Source organism: Streptomyces albireticuli (assembly GCF_002192455.1).
Classification (GTDB): Bacteria; Actinomycetota; Actinomycetes; order Streptomycetales; family Streptomycetaceae; genus Streptomyces; species Streptomyces albireticuli_B.
The window spans coordinates 4,772,498-4,794,955 of record NZ_CP021744.1; the positions used below are offsets into that span (position 1 = coordinate 4,772,498).

General features: G+C 73.2%; 16 protein-coding genes. 8 read left to right on the forward strand and 8 right to left on the reverse strand.

The annotated features are described in order from the left end of the window. Positions 1–5: 5 nt before the first annotated feature. On the forward strand, positions 6–1,019 hold the full coding sequence (locus SMD11_RS20630) for a glycosyltransferase family 2 protein (RefSeq protein WP_087927857.1): 1,014 nt from the start codon (positions 6–8) through the stop codon (positions 1,017–1,019). A gap of 93 nt (positions 1,020–1,112) precedes the next feature. Here the strand turns inward: SMD11_RS20630 and SMD11_RS20635 are convergent, their stop codons facing one another. From SMD11_RS20635 to SMD11_RS20650, 4 genes are all read right to left on the reverse strand, one after another. Continuing rightward, complete coding sequence (locus SMD11_RS20635) at positions 1,113–2,864, reverse strand: LCP family protein (protein ID WP_087927858.1); 1,752 nt, start codon at positions 2,862–2,864, stop codon at positions 1,113–1,115. A 155-nt stretch (positions 2,865–3,019) separates the two neighbouring features. Continuing rightward, positions 3,020–4,777: an LCP family protein gene (locus SMD11_RS20640; RefSeq protein WP_087927859.1), complete on the reverse strand. Its 1,758-nt coding sequence runs from the start codon at positions 4,775–4,777 to the stop codon at positions 3,020–3,022. A 227-nt stretch (positions 4,778–5,004) separates the two neighbouring features. After that, complete coding sequence (locus tag SMD11_RS20645) at positions 5,005–6,312, reverse strand: LCP family protein (protein ID WP_234366100.1); 1,308 nt, start codon at positions 6,310–6,312, stop codon at positions 5,005–5,007. A 123-nt stretch (positions 6,313–6,435) separates the two neighbouring features. Further along, the gene (locus tag SMD11_RS20650) at positions 6,436–7,188 is read right to left on the reverse strand and encodes a TIGR03089 family protein (RefSeq protein ID WP_087930629.1); all 753 of its coding nucleotides are present in this window, start codon (positions 7,186–7,188) and stop codon (positions 6,436–6,438) included. A 128-nt stretch (positions 7,189–7,316) separates the two neighbouring features. On the opposite strand from SMD11_RS20650, the gene SMD11_RS20655 reads away from it, so the two are divergent. From SMD11_RS20655 to SMD11_RS20665, 3 genes are all read left to right on the forward strand, one after another. Next, the gene (locus SMD11_RS20655; RefSeq protein WP_087927860.1) at positions 7,317–8,807 is read left to right on the forward strand and encodes a peptidoglycan recognition protein; all 1,491 of its coding nucleotides are present in this window, start codon (positions 7,317–7,319) and stop codon (positions 8,805–8,807) included. Between the two features lie 81 nt (positions 8,808–8,888). Further along, positions 8,889–9,971 (forward strand): sugar phosphate nucleotidyltransferase, encoded by a 1,083-nt coding sequence (locus tag SMD11_RS20660; RefSeq protein WP_087927861.1) that lies wholly within the window; start codon positions 8,889–8,891, stop codon positions 9,969–9,971. 130 nt (positions 9,972–10,101) lie between these two features. Beyond that, positions 10,102–11,004 (forward strand): DNA-3-methyladenine glycosylase family protein, encoded by a 903-nt coding sequence (locus SMD11_RS20665; protein ID WP_087927862.1) that lies wholly within the window; start codon positions 10,102–10,104, stop codon positions 11,002–11,004. Positions 11,005–11,226: 222 nt separating this feature from the next. Here SMD11_RS20665 and SMD11_RS20670 read toward each other — a convergent pair whose 3' ends face one another. The 3 genes from SMD11_RS20670 to SMD11_RS20680 form a co-directional block, all read right to left on the reverse strand. Further along, positions 11,227–12,603, reverse strand: coding sequence for a coenzyme F420-0:L-glutamate ligase (locus tag SMD11_RS20670; RefSeq protein ID WP_087927863.1), 1,377 nt, complete (start codon positions 12,601–12,603; stop codon positions 11,227–11,229). Then, positions 12,600–13,568, reverse strand: coding sequence for a 2-phospho-L-lactate transferase (gene cofD, locus SMD11_RS20675; RefSeq protein ID WP_087927864.1), 969 nt, complete (start codon positions 13,566–13,568; stop codon positions 12,600–12,602). Before cofD ends, SMD11_RS20670 begins: the two co-directional genes overlap by 4 nt. A 65-nt stretch (positions 13,569–13,633) precedes the next feature. Further along, entirely contained in the window at positions 13,634–14,170 is a 537-nt protein-coding gene (locus SMD11_RS20680; protein WP_087927865.1) for a cysteine dioxygenase, read from the reverse strand. Between the two features lie 649 nt (positions 14,171–14,819). Here SMD11_RS20680 and SMD11_RS20690 point away from each other — a divergent pair. The 3 genes from SMD11_RS20690 (at position 14,820) to SMD11_RS20700 (ending at position 21,057) form a co-directional block, all read left to right on the forward strand. Next, positions 14,820–15,083 carry a WhiB family transcriptional regulator gene (locus SMD11_RS20690; protein ID WP_004952403.1) on the forward strand — a complete coding sequence of 88 codons (264 nt, stop codon included), beginning with the start codon at positions 14,820–14,822 and terminating at the stop codon, positions 15,081–15,083. 521 nt (positions 15,084–15,604) lie between these two features. Continuing rightward, complete coding sequence (locus tag SMD11_RS20695) at positions 15,605–19,474, forward strand: glycosyltransferase (protein WP_087927867.1); 3,870 nt, start codon at positions 15,605–15,607, stop codon at positions 19,472–19,474. After that, positions 19,471–21,057 (forward strand): DUF5719 family protein, encoded by a 1,587-nt coding sequence (locus SMD11_RS20700; RefSeq protein WP_087927868.1) that lies wholly within the window; start codon positions 19,471–19,473, stop codon positions 21,055–21,057. Before SMD11_RS20695 ends, SMD11_RS20700 begins: the two co-directional genes overlap by 4 nt. Positions 21,058–21,220: 163 nt before the next feature. On the opposite strand, the gene SMD11_RS20705 is transcribed toward SMD11_RS20700, so the two are convergent. Continuing rightward, on the reverse strand, positions 21,221–21,715 hold the full coding sequence (locus SMD11_RS20705; RefSeq protein WP_087930630.1) for a metallopeptidase family protein: 495 nt from the start codon (positions 21,713–21,715) through the stop codon (positions 21,221–21,223). Between the two features lie 227 nt (positions 21,716–21,942). Here SMD11_RS20705 and SMD11_RS20710 point away from each other — a divergent pair, with 227 nt between their 5' ends. After that, on the forward strand, positions 21,943–22,428 hold the full coding sequence (locus tag SMD11_RS20710; protein ID WP_087927869.1) for a DUF3499 domain-containing protein: 486 nt from the start codon (positions 21,943–21,945) through the stop codon (positions 22,426–22,428). Positions 22,429–22,458 lie beyond the last annotated feature (30 nt).

The following is a 22,458-nucleotide window of genomic DNA, read 5'->3' on the forward strand; positions in this document are numbered from 1 at the left end:
GAACCATGCCCGAACAGCAGCCGCCCGCCGTTTCCGTGATCATGCCGGTGCTCAACGAGGAGCGGCATCTGCGCACCTCCGTGCGGCACATCCTGGAACAGGAGTACGCCGGCGAGCTGGAGGTCGTGATCGCCCTCGGTCCGTCCACGGACCGCACGGACGAGATCGCCGCCGAGCTCGTCAGGGAGGACCCCCGGGTCCACACCGTCCCCAACCCCACCGGCCGGACGCCCGCCGCGCTCAACGCCGCGATCAAGGCGTCCCGTCACCCGATCGTGGTGCGCGTGGACGGCCACGGCATGCTGTCGCCGAACTACATCGCGACGGCCGTGCGGCTGCTCGACGAGACGGGCGCGCAGAACGTCGGCGGCATCATGCACGCCGAGGGCGAGAACGACTGGGAGCACGCCGTCGCCGCCGCGATGACCTCGAAGATCGGCGTGGGCAACGCGGCCTTCCACACGGGCGGCGCGGCCGGCCCCGCCGAGACCGTGTACCTGGGCGTCTTCCGGCGCGAGGCGCTGGAGCAGCAGGGCGGCTACAACGAGGAGTTCATCCGCGCCCAGGACTGGGAGCTGAACTTCCGGATCCGTGAGGCCGGCGGGCTGATCTGGTTCTCGCCCGAGCTCAAGGTCTCCTACCGGCCGCGCCCGAGTGTGAAGGCGCTCGCCAAGCAGTACAAGGACTACGGCCGCTGGCGGCACGTCGTCGCCCGCTACCACCAGGGCTCGATCAACCTCCGCTACCTCGCGCCGCCGACCGCCGTCGTGGCCATCGCCGCGGGCGTGGTGGTCGGCGCGGCCGTCACCCCGTGGGGCCTGGTCGTGCCGGCCGGGTACCTGGCGGCCATCGCCGCGGGCTCGGTGCCCGCGGGCAAGGGCCTGCCGCTCAAGGCGCGGGCGCAGATCCCGGTGGCGCTGGCGACGATGCACATGTCGTGGGGGTTCGGCTTCCTGACCAGCCCGCGCTCGCTGGCCCGCAAGGTCATCGCCAGCCGCCGCCCGGCGGTCACGAAGTAGGGAGCGCGCCGCCGTACGGGTCCGCCCGGACCCTTACGGCGGCCCGTCCGCGGACCGTTCCGACCGGGAACGGTCCGGCCGGAACGGTCCCGCTCAGAAACGATTCAGCGAGTTGACCTTCATGCAGGCCGAGGTGTCGTCGCCGTTGAGCGGGTCCGCGCTCTCGGGCGCCTTGTTGTCGTCGGCCTTGCCGCGGGGCTTCTCCCCGTCCTTGTCCTCGCCCTTGCCGTCCTTCTTCTCGCCGTTCTTCCCGGCGTCGTCCTTCGGGCCGTCCGCGGCCTTCGGGTAGGACGTGCCCGTACGCCAGTCCCCGCCGATGACCAGGGTCAGCCCGTCGACCGCCGTGGACATCCGCAGCGCGCTGTCCGGCAGCCCCAGGGCCTTGGCCAGTGCCTCGGCGTCGCCGCGCTGGGAGGCCTTCGCGTAGCTGAGCGTCGTGTCGGCCTGCGACCGGGGCGTGGAGTCCGCCGTGGCCTTGCTGAAGCCCTGCTTCACCAGGAAGGCGGCGATGTCGGAGCCCCGGCCGACGGCCACGGGCTGGGCGGCCGTGCCGGTGCCGTTGAAGACGGTGACGTCGACGGCGCTCTTCGGCCCGCTCGGGGCCGCGGGCGAGGCGCTCTTCTCGTCCTTCTTCTTGTCCTTGCCGTCGAGCGCGATGTCGTTGCGCACCAGCGAGAAGAGCTTGTCCGCGTCGCCCGGCTTGGGGATCACGTGCGCGTCCGGGTTCTGCGGGTCGGAGACCCACGGCATGGTGGTCATGGTGATCCGGCCGGACGGCACCCGCTTGAGGTCGTCGGCGAGGTCGTAGAGCTTCTTGACCGAACCGAGGTCCTTGTCGACGGTGAGCGCCTTGGTGGCGGCCTCGGCGAGGTCGGTGAGCTGGCCCGGGTCGGAGAGCTTGGTGCCGGACTTGAGCTGGCGGACCATCGAGTTCATGTACATGTGCTGGGCGTGGGTGCGGCCGATGTCGCTGCCGTCCTCGAAGCCGTGGCGGGTGCGCAGCCACTGGAGGGCCTGCTCGCCCTTGACGTTCTGCCGGCCCTTGCGCAGCCGCAGCCCCGACTTGTCGTCGTAGACGTTGCTGTCGACGCAGACCGGGACGCCGCCGACGGCGTCGGCCATGTTCACCACACCGGCGAAGTCGATCATCATGAAGTGGTCGACGGGGATGCCGGTGAGCTCCTCCCAGGTGGCGACCGTGCAGCCGGGGCCGCCGTTCATCAGGCTGGTGTTGATGATCTGGCGGTCGGTCTCCCGGTAGACCTTGCCGTCCTCCGGGTCGGTGCACTTGGGGATCGTCACCCGGGTGTCGCGCGGGACGCTGATGACCGACATGTTGGTGCGGTCCGCGGAGACGTGCACCAGCATCTGCACATCGGCGAGCGGCTTGCGGTCGGCGTCCTCGCGGGCGCCGCCGAGGGCGACGTTCTCCGGGCTGTTCCGGCTGTCCGAGCCCAGGATCAGGATGTTCAGGGGCCGCTGGCCGGCGGCGTTGGCGGCGCTGCGGTCGAGCCGCTTGTCGCCGAGGTTGAGCGCGTCCTTCTTGAGGTTGCCGTTGAGGTGCTCGTAGTAGAAGTACCCCGCGGCGGCGGTGCCGAGGACGAGGACCGCGAGGCAGAGCGCGGTCCAGCGGGCTATTCGGGCCGCGCGGGTGCGCCGCCCGGCGCGGTGCTTGGAACCACCGGACCTGCCGGACTTCCCGGCCTTTCCGGCCTCTTGGGCTTTCCCGGCTTTTCCGGCCTTCCCGGTGTCCTCGGCCTTCCCGGCCGCGCCGGTTTCCTGCCCGCCGCGGGCCCCCGGGACGCGGCCGCGCGCCCGCGGCCCCCGCACACTGCTGTCCCGCATGGGGCCTCCCCTAACTGCTGCGTCCGGCCCGATGGGCAGGCGTGTCTGATCTCGTCGCTCTGTGCACGCAGATCGCTCCGAGCGGATCGTACGGCCGTGCCGTGCTCAAATGACCGGTCGTCCGATAGTGAGATGCATGTGTGCGGGGGCTGGGTTCACTTGGCGCAGATGTTCTTGTCGTCCGCTTCGACCTTTTGGATGCCTTCCGGCGCCTTCTCGGGCGTCGGCACGGAGATGGGAGTGCCCGCGGCCTTGTAGTCGGCGCCGAGGGTGAGCGTCATCTCCGCGGTCGGGGCGGCGTCCGTCTTGCCCACCTTGAGGGCCTCGGCGGGCAGGCCCATGACCTCCGCGAGCCGGCGCGCCTGATCGGCCTGGTCGGGGGCGAACTCCAGGACGGTCTTGTCCAGCTTCTTGCCGCCGACGGCGTTGCCGCCATTACTGGTGTGGCGCATGGCCTTGGAGTTCTGCATCCAGAGGACGGCCTCCTGGGCGGCGCCGATCCGGCCGCTGCCGTTGAGGACCTTCACCCGGACGTTCGCGGGCTCGGCCTTGGGACCCTTGAGGAGGGCGTCCTGGGCGGCGTCGGCCTTCTCCTGCTGCTTCTTCTCCTTCTCCTTCACCTCGGTGAGGGAGACGTCGTCGCGGACCATGGCGAAGAGCGGATCGGCCTTCGGCTTGTCGAGGACGACCGTCTTGTGGTTCTTGCCCTCGGCGGGGTTGTCCTTGACCGGGACGGTCACGAAGGAGATGTTCTTGATGTTGACCCGGCTGAGGTCCTTCGCCAGCTTGGTCAGATTGCTGACGGACCCTATTCCCGTGTCGACCGTCAGGGACTTCGTCGCCGCGTCACCGAGGTTGTAGAGCTTCTTGGGGTTGGTGAAGGTGTCGTCCGACTTCATCTCGCGGATCATCGAACTCAGGAACTGCTGCTGGAGCTTGATCCGGTCCAGGTCGCTCTCGAAGCCCACGCTGTGCCGGGTGCGGACGAACGCGAGCGCGTCCTCACCCTGGATCTTGTGCCGGCCCTTGCTGAGCTTGAGGTGCGACTTGGGGTCGTCGATGTCCTTGGCGAGACAGACCTCGACGCCGCCGACGGCCGCCGACATCTGCTTGACGGCGTTGAAGTCCGCCATCATGAAGTGACTGACCTTCAGGCCCGTGAGCGCCTCGACGGTCCGCCAGGTGCAGCCCGGGTCGCGGTCCTCCTGGCCGAGGCTCTCGTTGAACCGGACGCCCGTGGAGCCCGGGATCGTCGTGGTCTTCCCGTCCCTCTTGGTGGTGCACTCCGGGATGTCGGTGATCATGTCACGCGGGATGGAGAGCGCCGTGGCGTTCGACCGGTCCTCGGAGACGTGGAAGAGCAGCGTGGTGTCCGCGTGGCCGACGCTGCCCTCGTCGCCGTAACCCTGGTTGCCCTTGCCGTCACGCTTGTCGGTACCGATGACCAGGATGTTGACGGGGCCCTTGGTGACGGCGGCGTTGTCCACGCCGACATCGATCTTGTTCAGGTTGTTGTTGAAGTGCTGATAGAGCAGATACGCGCCCAGCGAGCCGCCGACCAGCACAAAGGCGAGGGTGCCGCCGGTCCACAGCATCACCTTCTTCTTCGTGCTCTTCTTCGGCTTGGGCCGCCGCCGGCCGGTGGCCGGCTTGGCCCCCGCGCGCCGTCCGCCGCCGCCACCGCCGCGCTGCGGCGGCACGGCGCGGCGGCCGGGCGGTGCCTCGGTGCTTCGGGGCTTGGCGGGAGCGGCCGGGGCATCGGCGGTGGGAGCGGTACTGGAGCTGTGCCCGGAGGCCTGCCCGGCCTCCTCGGCTTGGTCAAGACGCAGCTCGTAGCTGCCGGTTTTCGGGTCGAAGACCCACTGGTCGGCGGGGTCGATGCCACCCGCCCGCCCACGGCCTTGCGCGTCCACGGTCGCTTGAATCCTCCGTCGGTGCCACGCGGCGCCTACCCCCCAGAGGCGCTCGGTCACGTCATCAGTGCAGTGCGCGGTCAGCCGGCCGTGCGCACCGGATCGCTCACACTATCCGCCCAGTTCAGCGTCAAGCGACGCCGGTGACAAATTCCACTCCCCTACAACTGGGCAATCTGCCCAATCCCTTCGCCCACGCAAAAACCCGATCATACGCTTCGGGTGATTCATCCACAGATGCCGTGTGCTGCGGTGGTTCCCTCGTATGTGGGAGGGGCGGTGGGGGACGGGGAGACGGCCGGGGGGCTCATCGGGGAGGCGCCGGGAGGGGCGATGGACTGCTCGCCCGAGGCGGGCGCGCCGGAGGAGGGCTCGCCGTACCCGGGACCCGGACCCGCCGCGGGGGACTCCGGCTCGGGCGTCCACTCCTCGGCGCCCTCCTCGGCCCCGGGCCGGCTCCCCGCCGGCCCGCCGCCGGGCTTGCCGTCCGCGGGCCGGACGTTGGCGCTCACCGACACCGGGCGGTCCCGGCGCAGTTGCTCGAAGAGCTGGTCGGCGTCCGGCTGGACGAGCTCGTCGCGGTCCGGGTTGTACGGGTACGGGCGGCGCGGCACCGTGAGGAACTGGACCCGGTCGCTGGGGATGCCGCGCACGGTGCGCACCAGGTCGTACATCTTCCGCAGGGTGTCCAGGCCGGCGTCCGTGGTCAGCGAGGACGTCGCCGCGTCCAGCACCGGGTAGAGCCGCGCCGGGTTGAGCAGCACGCCGTTGCTCTGCATCTCCTTGAACAGGGCGCCCAGGAACTCCTGCTGTCGCCCCATCCGCTCGGTGTCACTGCCGTTGCCGAGGCTGTAGCGGGCGCGTACGTAGCCGAGCGCCTGCTCCCCGAGGAGCACCTGACGGCCCGCCGGGAGCTTGAGCCGGGCCTCCGGGTCGTCCACGGGCTGCTTGAGGCACACCTCGACCCCGTCGATGGCGTCGACCAGCCGCTTGAAGCCGTTGAAGTCGACGATCACATGGTGATTGATGCGGATGTGGCTGATGTTCTCGACGGTGCGGATGGTGCAGGCCGCCCCCGCGAGCTCGTAGGCCCAGTTGAACTGGGCGAACCGCTCGTTGGTCTCGGTGCCGTCCGGGCGGCGGCAGGCCGGGATCCTCGCCATCAGGTCGCGCGGCAGGCTGACGGCGGTCGCGCTGTGCCGGTCGGCGGCCACGTGCAGCAGGATCGTGGTGTCCGAGCGCTGGCCGCTGTCCTCGCCGTAGCTGCCGTTGCCGGGGCCGTCCCGGGTGTCCGAGCCGATGATCAGGATGTTCTGCGCGCCGGACACCAGCTCCGAGGGGCGCTCCTTCTCGTAGCGCGCCAGTTCGTTCGCGGTCGCGGTGTCCGTGGTGATGTTGCTGTCGAGCCGCTGGTAGAGCAGCCAGCCCACGGCCACCACGGCGAGCACCAGCACCACCAGGCCCAGGGCCAGCCAGCGCAGCCAGCGGCGCCGCCGCCGGGGCGCGGGCGGCAGGAGATCGATGCTGTCGTGCACGGCTGCGTCCCTCCCTCACCGGGTGGTACGTGCCTCCGTAGGGGCCTGGTCCGCGCGGGGGGCCCGCGCCTTGGTCTGATGCGTGCCCCCCGATCATCGCGCGGCCGCGCGGATGCGGCAGCGTCAGAGGGCCGTCACGGTGACGCGCTCGGTCTCCCGGCGCTTGTCCAGGCCGCCTCCGGAGAGCCGGTCGAGGTTGCGGCAGAGCACCACGGAGCCGCCGGCCGCCAGCGGGGCGAAGAGCCCGGCGGAGAGGCCGTCCCAGCTGTCGTACGGCAGGCCGGACAGCATCCGCGAGCCCGTGCCGAGGCCGTGCTGGAAGGCGTCCGTGCGGGCCCGCTCCACCAGCTGGGCGCCCGTCAGCTCCAGGCCGCCCACGGCGAGGAAGGGCGCGTCCGGGTCCACGGGGACGTACGGGGCGAAGCGGTCGCCCTGGCTCGGCACCTCGACGGCGTAGTCGGCGAAGCCTTCCGGCGGCTGGGGGAACCGGCCACCCAGGGGGCGCAGGGCGAGGGCCACGCGCTCGCCGGAGCACGCGCGCGCCTCCTCCAGTGTGTCCGGGCCGCTGACGACCAGGTCCGCGGCGGCCGGGTCGCCGCCCACGTCGGCCACGACGCCGACGGACGCGCAGGCCAGCAGCCAGACGGCGGTCTGCCAGTGGGCGGGCAGGTGCAGGGCGACGCGGTCGCCCGGCTCGACGGAGTAGGCGTCCTGAAGCAGATTGGCGGTCTTCGCCACCCAATTGGCGAAGGTCGCCACGGACAGTTCCACGCGTTCGCCGGTGGCGTCGTCGTAGAAGGTCACGAGCGGGCGGGCCGGGTCCGCGGCGAGCGCGGAACGCAGCAGGTCGGCGGGGGTGCGATCGGTGGCGTTCATCGCCGTCAGGTTACGCGGCGGGCCGGCCGCGGGCCGGGGGATACGGCCCGGGGTGACGGCCGCCACGGCCGACTGGCCGTCACCCGCTGAATGGACATGTCTGCCCGTATATGTCCAGGATTTCTTTTATGCGTGGATTTCTTGTCTCCTCGACCGTGACCGCATGCGCCGCCGCCCTCACCCTGCCCTTCCTCGCGACCTCTTACGGGGCGGCTCCCTCGCCCTCCCCGGGGGTCCGTGGGAGCAAGGGGCACGCGCCCGCCGCGCCCCGGGCGGTCCCCGGCTCGACGCAGTCGCTGCCGCTGATCCCGCTCGCCGCGGGCGGCCGGGCGCGCGCCTTCGGGGGCGGGCCCGCCCCCGAGCAGGGGCTGCTGGAGCGGGAGGTGAAGCCCTTCTCCCTGGTCGGCATCGTCTGGGACGACGCCTCCGCCGAGCTGCGCGGCCTGGCCCAGGTGCGCACCCGCGCGGTGGCCAACGGCGACTGGTCGAAGTGGCAGGACGTGCAGACCCATGACGACGACCGCCCCGACCTGGACTCCGCCGAGGGGCGCGGCGGGCGGCTGCGCGGCTCCACCGCGCCGCTGTGGGTCGGCGCCTCCGACGCCATCCAGGTGCGCGTGCGCCCGGAGGCCGTCGCCGACCGGACCCCGGAGGGCCGTGCCCTGCCGGCCGGTATGCGCCTGGAACTGGTCGACCCGGGCGAGGACCCGGTCCGCACCCGCGCCGTCGCGCCGCCGGACACCGAGGAGGAGATCGCCACCTCGGCCGCCAACGCCCCGCTGGTCCCGCTGGGCGCCACCGAGATCCCGGCGGCCGGCAAGGCCACCTCGGTGGCCGACATCGCCGCCACCGGCACCGGCCGGGGCACCGGCCACCGGGCCGACGACCCGGAGTTCCCGATGGACCCGGACGACGCGTCGGTGCCCCGGGTCTCCGAGTACGGCGACCCCGTCGACGCCACGTACCCCGGGGACCTCGACGACGTGGACCAGTCGATGGCCGACACCGGCCGCTACGTCGGCCCGCGCCCGCGCCTCGTCACCCGGGCCGGCTGGGGCGCCGACGAGTCGCTGCGCGAGAAGGGCTTCGCGTACACCAACACCGTGCGGGCCGCCTTCGTGCACCATTCGGCCTCCGGCAACCGCTACACCTGCGCTCAGTCCGCCTCGGTCATCCGCAGTATCTACCGCTACCACGTGGTGAGCAGCGGGTGGCGTGACCTGGGCTACAACTTCCTTATCGACAAGTGCGGCAAGATCTACGAAGGCCGCGCCGGCGGTGTGGCCAGGGCCGTCATGGGCGCCCACACCCTCGGTTTCAACAGCAACAGCATGGGCATCGCCGTTCTCGGAACATTCGACAAGAGCAGCCCGCCCACCGCGGCCGTGAGCGCCGTCGGCGCCCTCACCGCCTGGAAGCTCGGACTGTTCGGGGCCAACCCGAGGGGCACCACGACGCTGGTGTCCGGCGGCGGCAACCTGTTCAAGAAGGGGACCTCGGTCAAGCTCAAGGTCATCTCCGGGCACCGCGACGGCTACGCGACGGAGTGCCCCGGTGACCGCCTCTACAGCAGGCTCGGCACGGCGCGCTCCACGGCGGCCCGGCTCCAGGGACGCTGATCTGGCAATCCACCTACTCCGGGTCTGCATACACTGGCCGCCGATCACGGCCCGGCCCCAGCAGGAAGCAGAGACGACAAGGTGACAGAAGCGATCCTCCTGGTCGGCGGCAAGGGAACCCGGCTCCGCCCGCTCACGATGAACACGCCCAAGCCCATGGTCCCGGCGGCCGGCGTCCCCTTCCTCACCCACCAGCTGGCGCGGGCGCGCGCGGCGGGCATCGACCACATCGTGCTGGCCACGTCCTACCTGGCCGAGGTCTTCGAGCCGTACTTCGGCGACGGCTCCGCGCTGGGCCTGCACCTGGAGTACGTCACCGAGAAGGAGCCGCTGGGCACCGGCGGCGCGATCCGCAACGTGGCCGCCAAGCTGCGCTCCGGCCCGGACGACCCGGTCCTGATCTTCAACGGCGACATCCTCACCGGCCTCGACATCGAGGCCCTGGTCGACACCCACCGCACGGCGGGCGCGGATGTCTCCCTGCACCTGACCCGGGTCGAGGACCCGCGGGCCTTCGGGCTGGTCCCGACCGACCCGGACGGGCGGGTGACGGCCTTCCTGGAGAAGCCGCAGACGCCCGAGGAGATCGTCACGGACCAGATCAACGCGGGCGCGTACGTCTTCAACCGCTCGGTGATCGACACCATCCCGGAGGGCCGCCCGGTCTCGGTGGAGCGCGAGACGTTCCCCGGTCTGCTGGCGGCGGGCGCCCACCTCCAGGGCATGGTCGACTCCACGTACTGGCTCGACCTCGGCACCCCCCAGGCCTTCGTACGGGGCTCGGCGGACCTGGTCATGGGCCGGGCGCCGTCCCCGGCGGTCCCCGGCCGCTGCGGTGACCGGCTGGTCCTCGACACCGCGGAGGTGGCCCCGGACGCCAAGCTCACGGGCGGCACGGTCATCGGCGCGGGCGCCCGGGTGGCGCCGGGCGCGCGGGTCGACGGCAGCACCGTGCTGGACGGCGCGGTGATCGAGGCGGGTGCGCAGGTGCGTGACTCGCTGGTGGGCGCGGGGGCGCGGATCGGGGCCCGTACGGTCCTCGACGGCGCGGTCATCGGGGACGGGGCCGACGTCGGCGCCGACAACGAACTGCGGGCCGGGGCGAGGATCTGGTGCGGGGCGAGGATCCCGGACGCGGCGGTCCGCTTCTCGTCGGACCAGTGACCGTCACGGCGGAGCAAGCCATTCACTCACAAGAGTGATTTTCCGGCACCAATTCCCCGCAGCGCCGCGCAGCCCCAAAAACGGACACGGACCCTCCCCTTCCCTATCCGGCCGGACGTACCCTGACCGGATGGGAACGCGCACATGGGCCCCACCGGGCCCGTACGACCTGGGACGCACGCTGGGCGTCCTGGCGCGCGGCCCCGGCGACCCGGCCTACCGCCGGGCGCCGGACGGATCGGTCTGGCGGGCCACCCGCACCCCGGCGGGCCCCGGCACCCTGCACCTGGTGTGCCACGACGGCCGGGTGCGCGCCGAGGCGTGGGGCCCGGGCGCGGACTGGCTCCTGGAGACCCTCCCCACCCTGCTCGGCGCGACGGACGACCCGGAGGCGTTCGTACCGCGCCACCGCCTCCTGCACGAGGCGCACCGCCGCAACCCGGGCCTGCGCCTGGCCCGCACCGGCCTGGTCATGGAGTCGCTGGTCCCGGCGATCCTGGAGCAGAAGGTGACCAGCGACGAGGCGTACCGGGCCTGGCGGCTGCTGCTCCAGCGGCACGGCGAGCCGGCACCGGGCCCGGCGTCCGGGATGCGCGTGATGCCGGAGCCCCGGGCCTGGGCGCTGATCCCGTCCTGGGAGTGGCACAAGGCGGGCGTGGACGGGAAGCGGTCGGCGGCGATCGTCCGGGCGGCCCGCTCGGCGGCGCGGCTGGAGGAGGCGGCGGCGATGGACGGGCCTTCGGCCGCGGCCCGCCTCCAGGCGATCCCGGGCATCGGCCCGTGGACGGCGGCGGAGACGGTCCAGCGCAGCAACGGAGCGCCGGACGCGGTCACGGTGGGCGACCTGCACCTGCCGAGGACGGTGGGCTACGCGCTGACGGGGGCGAGGGGGACGGACGACGCGGGGATGCTGGACCTGCTGGCCCCGTACGAGGGCCAGAGACACAGGGCGTGCCGCCTCATCCTCCTGACGACAAGAGCACAACCAAGAAGAGCCCCAAGGCTCTCGGTGGGGGACATCAGAGCCATCTGAAGGACCGCGGAAGGACGCGGCGGGGAGGGAGCCAGGCCCGCAGGGGCAGGGCCCTGGACACTGCCGTGTATGTGCGGCGCGGACCCGGCGGAAAGCCGGGAAGGGACCGGCACGGCGCCGTAAATACGCGGTCCAGGGCCCTGCCCCGGAGGGCCGGGCGCCCGCACCACGGACGCCCGGCCACGCACGACCGCAAGGGCGATCGCTACCGCACGCAGATCGCTACCGCACGGAGAAGAAGTCCGAGGCGTCCCGGGCAGGCCGCTCCCGAGGCGGAGCGGCGGCGTGCCCCACGGCCACGGCACCCATCGGGTCCCAGTTCTCCGGCAGCGACAGCACCGACCGGACCACGGGGCGGCAGAACATCGTCGAGGAGACCCAGGCCGACCCAAGCCGCTCACCGGCCAGCGCCACGAGGAAGTTCTGCACGCCGGCGCCGGCGGCGACGACGAACATCTCCCGTTCGGAGGCGTTGCGCCGCGCGTCCGGGTAGGTGTGCGAGCCGTCCATCACCAGACAGGGCACGACCAGGTAGGGCGCCTCGCGCAGCACGTCGCCCCGCCGCACCCGCTTGGCGATGGATTCCTCGCTGAACCCGTCCCCCCGCAGGTCCGCGATCCACGCGTCCCGCATGGCGTCGAGCAGTTCCGTGCGCGAGGACTCGGACTCCAGCAGGACGAACCGCCACGGCGTGGTGTGGTGCGGCGCCGGAGCGGTGACGGCGGCGGCGACGGCGCGGCGCACGGCGCCGGGGTCGACGGGGGCGTCGGTGAACTCGCGGACGGTGCGCCGGAGCGTCACGGCCTCGCGCACGGCCTCGGAGGTGCCGAGCCGGAACATGTCGTCGGCGGAGTTCCGTACGAGCGCACGGGCCCCGAGGTCGGCCTCACCGTCGAGGCTCTCACCCGGGGCCACGACATGAGGAAGCCCCCGGACAACGGCGACAGGAAGCCCGGAAGCCTTCCCCTTGACGAGGTCGCCGGCGGCGGCCAGCTCGTCGGCCGTGGCGACGACCGTCACGTTCAGGGGGTTGCCGTGCGAGTCCACGCCGCCGCGCAGGTCGTCCAGCACCCGCACACCGGCCGCGCCGATGGCGACGTCCGTGAGCCCGCTGCGCCAGGGGCGCCCGAAGGTGTCGGTGACGATGACGCCGACGTCGACGCCGAGGGCTTCCCGCAGCCCGGCGCGGAGGGCGCGGGCGGAGGCGTCGGGGTCCTCGGGGAGGAGCAGTATCGTGCCGGCCGCGGTGTTGGAGGCGTCGACGCCGGCGGCGGCCATGACGAGCCCGAGCCGGTTCTCGACGATGCGGAGTTCGCCGCGCCGCGCCACGACCCGTACGGCCTCGGCGTCTATGGCGGCCTGCCGGTCGGCTGCCTCGACGACGCGGCCCTCGGCCTTGCTGACGATCTTCGAGGTGACGAGCAGGACGTCACCGTCGGCGAGGCCGGGGAACTCGTCGGCGGTAGCGGCGGCGGAGATGAGCTTGACGAGGTCGTCGCCGGGCCGCACCTCGGGGATGCCGGGCAGGGCCCAGACCCGGAAACCGGGGGGCGGCGGGACAGGGGCCCGGGCCGGGTCCGGGGACGGGAGGGAGGTCACGCGCGCACCTCCGCGGCGAGGGCGAGCGCCTCGGCGGCCATCCGCGCCGTGGCCTCGACGTCGGTCATCATGAGCGGCACGGCGCGGCAGCGGATGCCGGCGGCCTCGACGTCGGGTACGGCGCCGGCGTCCACGGTGTCGACGAGCCAGCCGTCGATCAGGCCGGAGCCGTAGTGGCGGGCGACGGCGGCGGCGGTGGACTCGACGCCGACGGCGGCGAGGACCTTGTCGGCCATGCCGCGCACGGGGGCGTCCCCGACGATCGGGGAGAGGCCCACGACGGGCGCGGCGGAGGCGGCGACGGCCTCGCGGACGCCGGGCACGGAGAGGATGGTGCCGACGCTGACGACGGGGTTGGACGGCGGGAAGAGGATGACGTCGGCCTCGGCGAGGGCCTCCAGGACGCCGGGCGCGGGCTTGGCCTCGTCGGCGCCGACCGGGACGATCGCGTGCGCGGGCACCTCGGCCCGCAGCCGGACCCAGTACTCCTGGAAGTGGATCGCCTTGCGGCCGCCGGCGGCCTCCGGGTCGTCGGTCATGACATGGGTCTCGACGCGGTCGTCGCTCATGGGGATGAGCCGCACGCCGGGCCGCCACCGCTCGCAGAGCGCCTCGGTGACGGCGCTGAGCGGATATCCGGCGGCGAGCATCTGCGTACGGACGATGTGCGTGGCGAAGTCGCGGTCACCGAGGCCGAACCAGGCGGGCCCCACGCCGTAGGCCGCCAGTTCCTCCTTCACCGCGAAGGTCTCACCGGCCCGGCCCCACCCCTGCTCCTCGTGGATGCCCCCGCCGAGGGTGTACATCACGGTGTCGAGGTCGGGACAGACCTTGAGCCCGAAGAGGTGGATGTCGTCACCGGTGTTGCCGATGACGGTGATGTCCGCGTCGGGGGCTGCTGACTTGAGGCCACGAAGGAAGCGGGCGCCCCCGATCCCGCCGGCCAGAACCACAATGCGCTGCATGAAGGGCAGTCTGTCAGGCCGGGGGTCCGGGCTTGAGGGGTGGTGGCCGGGCGGCCGGCGGAGCGTCAGCCGCGCAGGACGTCCTGGAGGGCGGGCCGCGGCGCGGAGGCGTCCCTGCTCAGGTGCCGGACTCCGTGCATGGGCATCTCCGTGAGCCCGGGGGAGTAGATGTGGAGGCTGACGGCCGGGGCGAGGGAGTCGTTGACGACCTCGTGGGCGTAGCCGGGCGCGAAGACCCGCTGCGCTCCGGCGCGCAGCCGGCGGCGGGCGCCGCCGTGCGGCCCCGTGCCCCCGGTGATCTCGGTGAGTTCACCCTGGAGGACGGTCAGCACGCCGGAGGACGGGCCGTGGTCGTGCGGGCCGCTGCCCTGGCCGGGGACCCAGCTCAGCAGCCAGGCCTCGTAGCCGGGGCCGGTGCGCAGGCGGTGGTACCAGCGGCTGGTGGCGTCGTACTGGACGAGGTGGGCCCAGGAGGCCCGGTCGGCGGCGACGGAGCGGGCCAGCCCGGCGAACTCGGCGACGGTGCTGGGGTGGGCGGGCACCGGCGGCATCAGGTGCGGGACGGCGAGCGGGTCGCCGGCGATCTGGACATCGCTGTTCATGTGCGGGATTCCTCGGCGGAAGTGCTGGGGCGGCGCGGAGCAGGCGGAACGGGTGACGCGTGGCCGCGTACGGGCGTGCGGGAGCGCGAGCCCTCGGCGGGCGGTGAGGTGCGAAGGTCAGCTGGAGCGCGTGGGCATCAACAGCTGGAACAGCGACAGCGTGCCTGCACAGCGCAGCGGGACCCGTAGGCGCGGGTCAGGCTGAGTGCGGCGATAGCTGGCATGGAAACAAGGTGGCGGGCGCGACCGCGCTCTGTCAACCGCGTGTCCGTTTTGGGGCTAATCTTTCACCTCATCCGGTTACTGTGGGTGCCGAAAGGTTTGCGTATGTGTGGGTACGGACAGGTGGCGCACCAGTCGGGACCGTAAACATCGTTCGGCCGGACGGTGCAACGGGATTGCCGCACGTGGCGTCCTCACCTCATAGAGAGGTGACGGGGCGGTCGTGGCGAGCAGATGTATGTGTCCGGACTTGTATTGTTTTGGGCACTTTCTGCTTGGCTTTGGTTCCGCAGAGTGAATAAGGGGCCCAATAGCAGATCTCGGCTTGACTGGCCCGGATCGGCACACTTGTAATTTCACCCGTGTCGTTCTGCCGCTTTGATGAAGGCAGCATCACGGGGACGCAAATGACAGACGAGGGGCGCACATGACCGAGCTGTTTCAGCAACTGCTGGTCGAGGAGGCGGACGAGGAGCTCGGCTGGCAGGAGCGCGCACTGTGCGCTCAGACCGATCCCGAGTCCTTCTTCCCCGAAAAAGGTGGATCCACCCGCGAGGCCAAGAAGGTCTGCCTCGCCTGCGAGGTCCGCTCGGAGTGCCTTGAATATGCCCTTGCCAATGACGAACGCTTCGGCATCTGGGGCGGCTTGTCCGAGCGTGAACGCCGCCGCCTCAAGAAAGCCGCGGTCTGACCACCCGGATCGGGCGGCCGGATCCCGCGTGGATCCGACCCGGATCGGACTCGGACTCCGATAGGTCATACAGATCCTATGGATCTGATGAACGGTCTTATGGAAGACCCGCGGGAAACCGGAGACCGGTCCGGCCCGCATACCCGCACCGGCTTCCCCGCCGGAGCGCGCAAACCGCCGGGGTCCCGCACCGGGAACCCCCACCGGTTCTGCGCCCGGCATCCCGACCGGTACTTCAATCGGTTCTCCCGACCGGCACTCCGACCGGTTCCGGAACCGGTTCCATGACCGGTTCCATGACCGGTTCCGCGGCCGGTTCGCGACCGGTAACAGCCTTCCCCTGACGAACGGTCCGTCTCCCGGGCGCCGCCCGAGCGAGGCGGACCGCTGTGTGCGCAGCCACTAGTGTGGTGGCCCGTCCGCGACGCACCGCCGCCCCGCGGGGGCGCACCGTCCGCAGTCCAGCACAGCAGTCTTCCGGGGGGCGACCTCCGGACCCCGGCCGGAGGGCCCGTACCCCGATGTCCGAGCACAGCACCACGGCGGCCCACCACCCGGCCGGCACCGCTCCGTTCGCCCCCACCCCCCTGCCCGGGTACGACTCCGCCGTGCCGCCGGCCTTCCCCCGGCACGTCGTCACCGCCGTGCTCGTCGCCCACGACGGCGCCCGCTGGCTGCCCGACGCGCTGGCCGGCCTGCTCGGCCAGGAACGCCCCGTGCAGGCCGCCGTCGGCGCCGACACCGCGAGCACCGACGACTCCGCCCGGCTGCTGGCCGAGGCGCTCGGCGACGACCGCGTCCTGCACCTCGCCCGCCGCACCGGCTTCGGCGCGGCCGTCGACGAGGCCGTCCGCTCCGTCCCCGCGCCGGACCCGGAGACACTGCCGTACCTCAAGCGCTCCAGCGGCTGGGACCCCGTCAGCCGCACCTGGCGCGAGGACCCCGACGACCCGCACGGCTACGACGCCGGCGGCCGCGGCGGCCGGACCGGCCAGGGCCTCGGCGAGCTCGAACCCGTCCAGTGGCTGTGGCTCCTGCACGACGACTGCGCCCCCGAGCCCGGCGCCCTCCACGAACTGCTGCGGGCCGCCGACGCGGAGCCCGAAGCCGCCGTCATCGGCCCCAAGCTCCGCAGCTGGTACGACCGCAGGCAGCTGCTGGAGGTGGGCGTCTCCATCGCCCGCAGCGGCCGCCGCTGGACCGGCCTGGAGCGCCGCGAGCAGGACCAGGGTCAGCACGACCAGGTGCGCTCCGTGCTCTCCGTGTCCACCGCCGGCATGCTGATCCGCCGCGATGTCTACGAGCGGCTCGGCGGCTTCGACAGCCGGCTGCCCCTCATGCGCGACGACGTCGACCTGTGCTGGCGCGCCCACGCCGCCGGCCACCGGGTCCTCATCGCGCCCGACGCCGTCGCCCGGCACGCCGAGGCCGCCGCCCGCGAGCGCCGCCCCGTCGACTGCGCGGGCCGCACCGCGGTCAACCCGCACCGCGTCGACAAGGCCGGTGCCGTCCACACCCTGCTCGCCAACACCCACGGCAAGCTCCTGCCGTACGTGCTGGTCCGGCTGGTCCTCGGCACCCTGCTGAGGGCACTCGGATACCTCCTCGGCAAGGCGCCCGGACAGGCCCTGGACGAGCTCACCGGCCTCTTCGGCACCCTGCTGCGCCCCGGCAGACTCAGCGCCGCCCGGAAGAGACGCGGCCGCCCGGCCGTGGCCCCGAGCGAGCTGCGGCCGCTCTTCCCGCCTCCCGGCGCCACCGTCCGGGCCACCGTCGAAGGACTCGCGAGCGGTCTCGGAGGCCGTCCGGACACCGAGTCCTCCTCCGCCGGGCGGCACGGCGCCGTCGAGTCCGGGCCCGGCGGCGAGGACGCCGACTTCCTGGAGATCGAGCAGTTCGCCCGGCTCAAGCGGATCGCCCGCAAGCCCGGCCCCGTCCTCTTCGCCGTCCTCCTGCTCGTCTCGCTCGTCGCCTGCCGCGGGCTCCTCGGCGGCGGCTCGCTGTCCGGCGGCGCCCTGCTGCCCGCCCCCGACGGCGTCTCCGGCCTCTGGTCCCGCTACGCCGACGCCTGGCACCCCGTGGGCACCGGCACGACCGGGGCGGCGCCGCCCTATCTCGCGGTCCTCGCCGGGCTGTCGGCGCTCTTCCTCGGCTCCACCGGCTTCACCCTCACCCTGCTGCTCGTCTGCTCGGTGCCCCTGGCCGGGCTCACCGCCTACTTCTCTTCCCGCACGCTGGTCTCCTCACGCCTCCTGCGGGCCTGGGCGAGCGTCGCCTACGCCTTCCTGCCCGCCGCCACCGGCGCCCTCGCCACCGGCAGGCTGGGCACCGCGGTCCTGGCGGTCCTGCTGCCGCCGATGGCGCGCACGGCCGTCGCGAGCGCCGGGCTGCGGACGCCGGGCGCCCGCCCCACCTGGCGCGCGACCTGGGCGTACGCCCTCCTGCTCACCGTCACCACCGCCTTCACGCCCGTCGTCTGGCCGCTCGCCGTCGTCCTGGGCCTCGGCGCGCTCGCCTGGTCCCTCACGCGCGGCGGAGGCCGCCCGGCTGTCCACGGCACCCGTTTCCTGACCGCCGCCGCGACCCCGCTCGCCGTCCTCGCCCCCTGGTCGTTCGGGCTGCTCGCGCACCCCGGGCGCTTCCTCACCGAGGCGGGCATCGACCTGGAGCCGGGCGCGTCCGCGCCCTGGCAGCTGCTCACCGGCGATCCGGGCGGCCCGAAGACCTTCGGCGGTCTCCTGCTCGTCGGCGTGGTGCTGGCCGCGCTGGCGGCCCTGCTCCGCGCCGACCGCAGGCGGGCGGTCCTCACCGCCTGGGCCGCGGCCCTCGCCGCCCTCCTGTGCGCGGTGCTCACCACGGCCGCCTCCGGCTGGGCCGGGCCCGCCACCCTCGCCTACTGCCTGGCCCTCATCGCCGCGTCCGTCGTCGGCGCCGAGGGCGCGCGCGAGCGCGTCGCCGCCCTCAGCTTCGGCTGGCGGCAGCCCGTCGCGGCCCTCGTCGCCGTCGCCGCGGTCGCCGCGCCGCCGGCCGCCGCCGTCGCCTGGGCGGTGGGCGGCGCGGACGGGCCGCTGGCGCGCCGGCCCGCCGCGCAGGTGCCCGCGTTCGTCGCGGAGGAGGCGGCCACCCGCGACCAGGCCCGCACCCTGGTGCTCGGCGGCGAGGCCGGGCACGTCACCTACGCGCTCGTCCGGGGTTCCGGCGCCCTGCTCGGAGACGCCGAGCTCGCCGCCTCCGCCGGGCCCGACAAGAAGCTCGACGCCGCCGTCGCCGGGCTCGTCGCGGGCTCCGGCGCCGACCAGGCGGGCGTCCTCGCCGACTACGCCGTCGGCTATGTGATCGTCCGCGACAGCGCCCCCAAGAGCATGGGCCGCGTCCTGGACACCACCACCGGCCTCACCCGGCTCAGCCGCCAGGACAGCAGCTCGCTGTGGCGGGTCGACCGGGAGGTCGCCCGCGTCACCGTCGTCGGCGGCCAGGGCGGCGCCCGCCCGGTGCCCGTGGCGGCCGGGCCCGTGGAGGCGCACGGCACGCTCGCCGCCGGCGGCGACGGCCGGGTGCTGCGGGTCGCCGACAAGGCCGACCCCGGCTGGCAGGCCACCCTGAACGGCAGGGCGCTCAAGCCCACGACCGTCGACGGCTGGGCCCAGGGCTTCACGCTCCCGGCCGAGGGCGGCCGGATCGCCCTGACCTACCGGACCCCGCTGCCGCACACGGCCTGGGCGTGGACACAGGGGCTGCTCGCGCTGGTCCTGGTGGTCCTCGCCCTGCCGGGCCGCCGCCGCGAGGTCGACGACGACCTCCCGGAGGCCGCGGCCGCCGGGGCCCCGGCGGCCTCCGCCGCGCCCGCGCCGGAGACCGTGGCGCCCGTGCCGGCGCAGCCCGTCTCCGGCGAGGGCCGCCGCGCCCGCAGGCTCCGCGCCGCGGCCGGGGCCACGGGCGGCGCGGCCGCACCGGCGGCACCCGAGCCGCCCGTGGCGGTGGAACCGATGGCCGATCCTTACGCCCAGCAGTCCGCCGACCCGTACGAGGCCGTGCCGCACCAGCAGCCTTACGGGCAGCAGCAGGCCGGCGACGGCTGGGGGACCGGCCAGGCCGACCACTCCGGCCACCAGGGCCAATACGCCGCCCAGGGCTACCAGGAGGGTCCGTACGAGGGCGCCCACGGCAACGCCTACGGGAGCGGTTACGGCGGCCAGTACGACGGCAACGGCTATCCGCAGGCGGGCCAGGAGGCGGCCGGGTACCCGCAGCCGGACCCGTACCAGGGCGGGCAGCAGGCGGATCCGTACGCGGCCGGTTCCTACGACCCGTACAGCTACGGCGGACAGCCCTACGACACCACGTACGGCGGCGGCACCCGGCCCCACCGCGACGGGAGCGAACAGCAGTGAAGCGCACCACCCTGTCCCTGTTCGGCGCCGTGGCGGCGCTCGCCGCCGCCACGGGCCTGGCCGTCGTCGCCGCGCCCGCCGACAGCGCGGGCACGACGCCCGCGAAGGCGCCCTCCAGGCTGCCCGTGCAGCGGTCGGCGGCGCTCTGCCCGGCCCCGACCTCCTCGGACGTGGGGGAGACCACGTACACGGCGTTCACGCCACGGACCGCGGGCGTGTCCGGCGGCAAGGCGGCGGCGGACCTCGTGGCGGCCGCCCCGGGCAAGAAGGACGACGCCGTCACGGACGCGGCCAAGGAAGCCGGAAAGGACGCCGGTAAGGACGGCGCCAAGAAGGATGGCAAGGACGGCAAGGGCAAGAGCGACGGCAAGGGCGCGACGGCCCCCGGCACCTCCGTGCTCGCCCCGAAGGAGCCCGGCAAGCCGGCCACCGCCACCACGGGCCGCTCCGACGCGCCGGCCCTCGTCGGCGCGGCCGAGGGCGCCCTGGCCCCCGGCTGGACGGTGCAGCAGTCCACCGTGGTCAGCGCGGGCAGCGGGCGCGGCCTGCACGGGCTGACGTGCACGGCCCCCGACACGTCCTTCTGGTTCCCGGGCGTGAGCACCGCCAAGGGGCGCCAGGACTACGTCCACCTGACCAACCCGGACACCACGGCCGCCGTCGTCGACCTGGAGCTCTACGGCAAGGACGGCAGGATCAAGGCCGCCGCCGGAGAGGGCGTCACCCTGCCGCCCCGGTCCACCGTTCCGGTGCTCCTGTCGACGCTGTCGGACGCGCCCGCGGACAGCGCGACGCTGCACGTGGCCGCCCGCTCCGGCCGGGTGGGCGCCGCCGTGCAGGCCTCCGACGACAAGCTCGGCGGCGACTGGCTGCCGGCCTCCGCCGAACCGGCCGCCGACGCCGTCCTGCCGGGCATCCCGGCCGACGCGACGTCCGTAAGGCTGATCGCCTTCGCGCCCGGCACGGACGACGCCGACCTCAAGCTGCGGTTCGCCGGGCCGAGCGGCTCGATCACCCCGGCCGGCCACGAGACGCTGCACATCAAGAGCGGCATGACGGAGGCCGTCGACCTCGGGGACGTCACCAAGGGCGAGGCCGGGTCGCTGCTCCTTACGGCGGAAGGCGCCAAGTCCCCGGTCGTCGCGGCCCTGCGGGTGACGCGCGGCAAGGACGACAAGCAGGAGACCGCGTTCATCCCCGCCACCGCGCCCGTCGAGCGGCGCGGCACGGTCGCGGACAACCGCCCCAAGGGCAGCACGCTCGCCCTGGTCGCGCCCGGCAAGGAGGCCGCGGAGGTGAAGGTCACCTCGTCGGCGGGCAGCGAGGGCGGGACCGCCGTCAGCAAGACCTACACGGTCAAGGCGGGCACCACGCTGGCCGTGGAGCCCCCGCAGCCCACCGGCGCCAAGGGGACGTACGCGGTGACCGTGGAGAAGGTCTCCGGGGGCCCGGTGCACGCCTCACGGACGCTGTCGCTGCCGAAGGACGGCGTGCCCATGTTCACGGTCCAGCCGGTGCCGGACGACCGCTCCACGGTGGCGGTGCCGACGGCGGGCCAGGACCTGTCGATGCTGAACCGCTGACGGCCGGATCGTCGAACCACCGGATCGTCGAACCACCGGACCGTCGAGCGGCCGCATTGTCGAGGCGCCGCATTGTTCAGAGGCCGCATTGTTCAGCCCCTGCATCATTCACAGCCTGAACAGCCGGTGGCCTGAACCACCCGCCCGGCCCGACCGGTGCCGCTCAGTCCTGCCCGTAGCGGGGGTCCACCGACTCCGGCGCGAGCCCGAGGAGTTCGGCGACCTGCTCCACCACGACCTCGTGGACGAGCAGGGCCCGCTCGTCACGGCTCTTGGTGCGGATCTCCACCGGGCGGCGGTAGATCACGATCCGGTCGGGCGCGTCGCCGTGGGCGGGCACGTACCGCCCGAGGGGCACGGATTCGCCGTCGAAGTCGAAGACGTCGAGGCCCTCCGGCCCGTCGGGATCCGCGGCCGGTGCCCTCGCGTCGCGGAGGGTGACCGGCACCTCGCGGACGACGAAGTCGACGGCGGCGAGCTGGGGCCAGCGCCGCTCCAGCCGCTCCGCCGAGTCGTGCACCAGATCGACGAACGCCTCGCCGCGACTGACCGACAGCGGCACTTGGGGCGGGGCGATCGGACCGCGCATGCCACGTCCGTGACGGTCTCGGTGACGCGGGCGCGATGCGGAGTGACGAGGAGGTACGGGGCTGTCCATCACTCCTGAGGGTATCCGCCGGTCGGCCGTGCGCACGTAGTGATCGCGCATCCACAGCATGTCGCCGGATGAACATTCCGGTCATCTCTGCGATCAATTGCGGCCAGGTAGCGGACCGGTCGATCCATGCCGAATGACACTGTACGGACGGCTTCATGACAATTTTTCGACCGGCCGAAATCCGGTTCGACGGCCTCCGCGCAGGTCAACGGCCCGGTGGCGAAACGGTGTCGACGGGACGAACCGGGACGACACGGAGGAGTGAGCCGGAGGAGAGTCGTCGCGGACCGCTCAAGAGTGCGGTACCGTCCAACCTCGTGAGCCCTGTACGTCGCTGTTCGCGCACCGCGTGCGGCCGCCCGGCCGTCGCGACGCTGACGTACGTCTACGCCGATTCGACCGCCGTTCTCGGACCGCTCGCCACCTACGCGGAACCCCACTGTTACGACCTGTGCGCCGAGCACTCCGAGCGGTTGACCGCCCCCCGTGGCTGGGACGTGGTCCGGCTCGCCCTCGACAGCGGTCCCGCCCGCCCCAGCGGTGACGACCTCGAAGCGCTGGCCAACGCCGTGCGTGAGGCGGCCCGTCCGCAGGAGCGCATGGCCCCGCCGGGCGGCACCTCCGGCGCCACCGCCCCGGCCGGCCGCGAGGCCGATCCGATGGAGGTCGCCCGCCGAGGCCACCTCAGAGTGCTGCGCTCGCCCGACTCCTGACAGCGTCTCCTGTCCCTCCGGGTAGGTTTG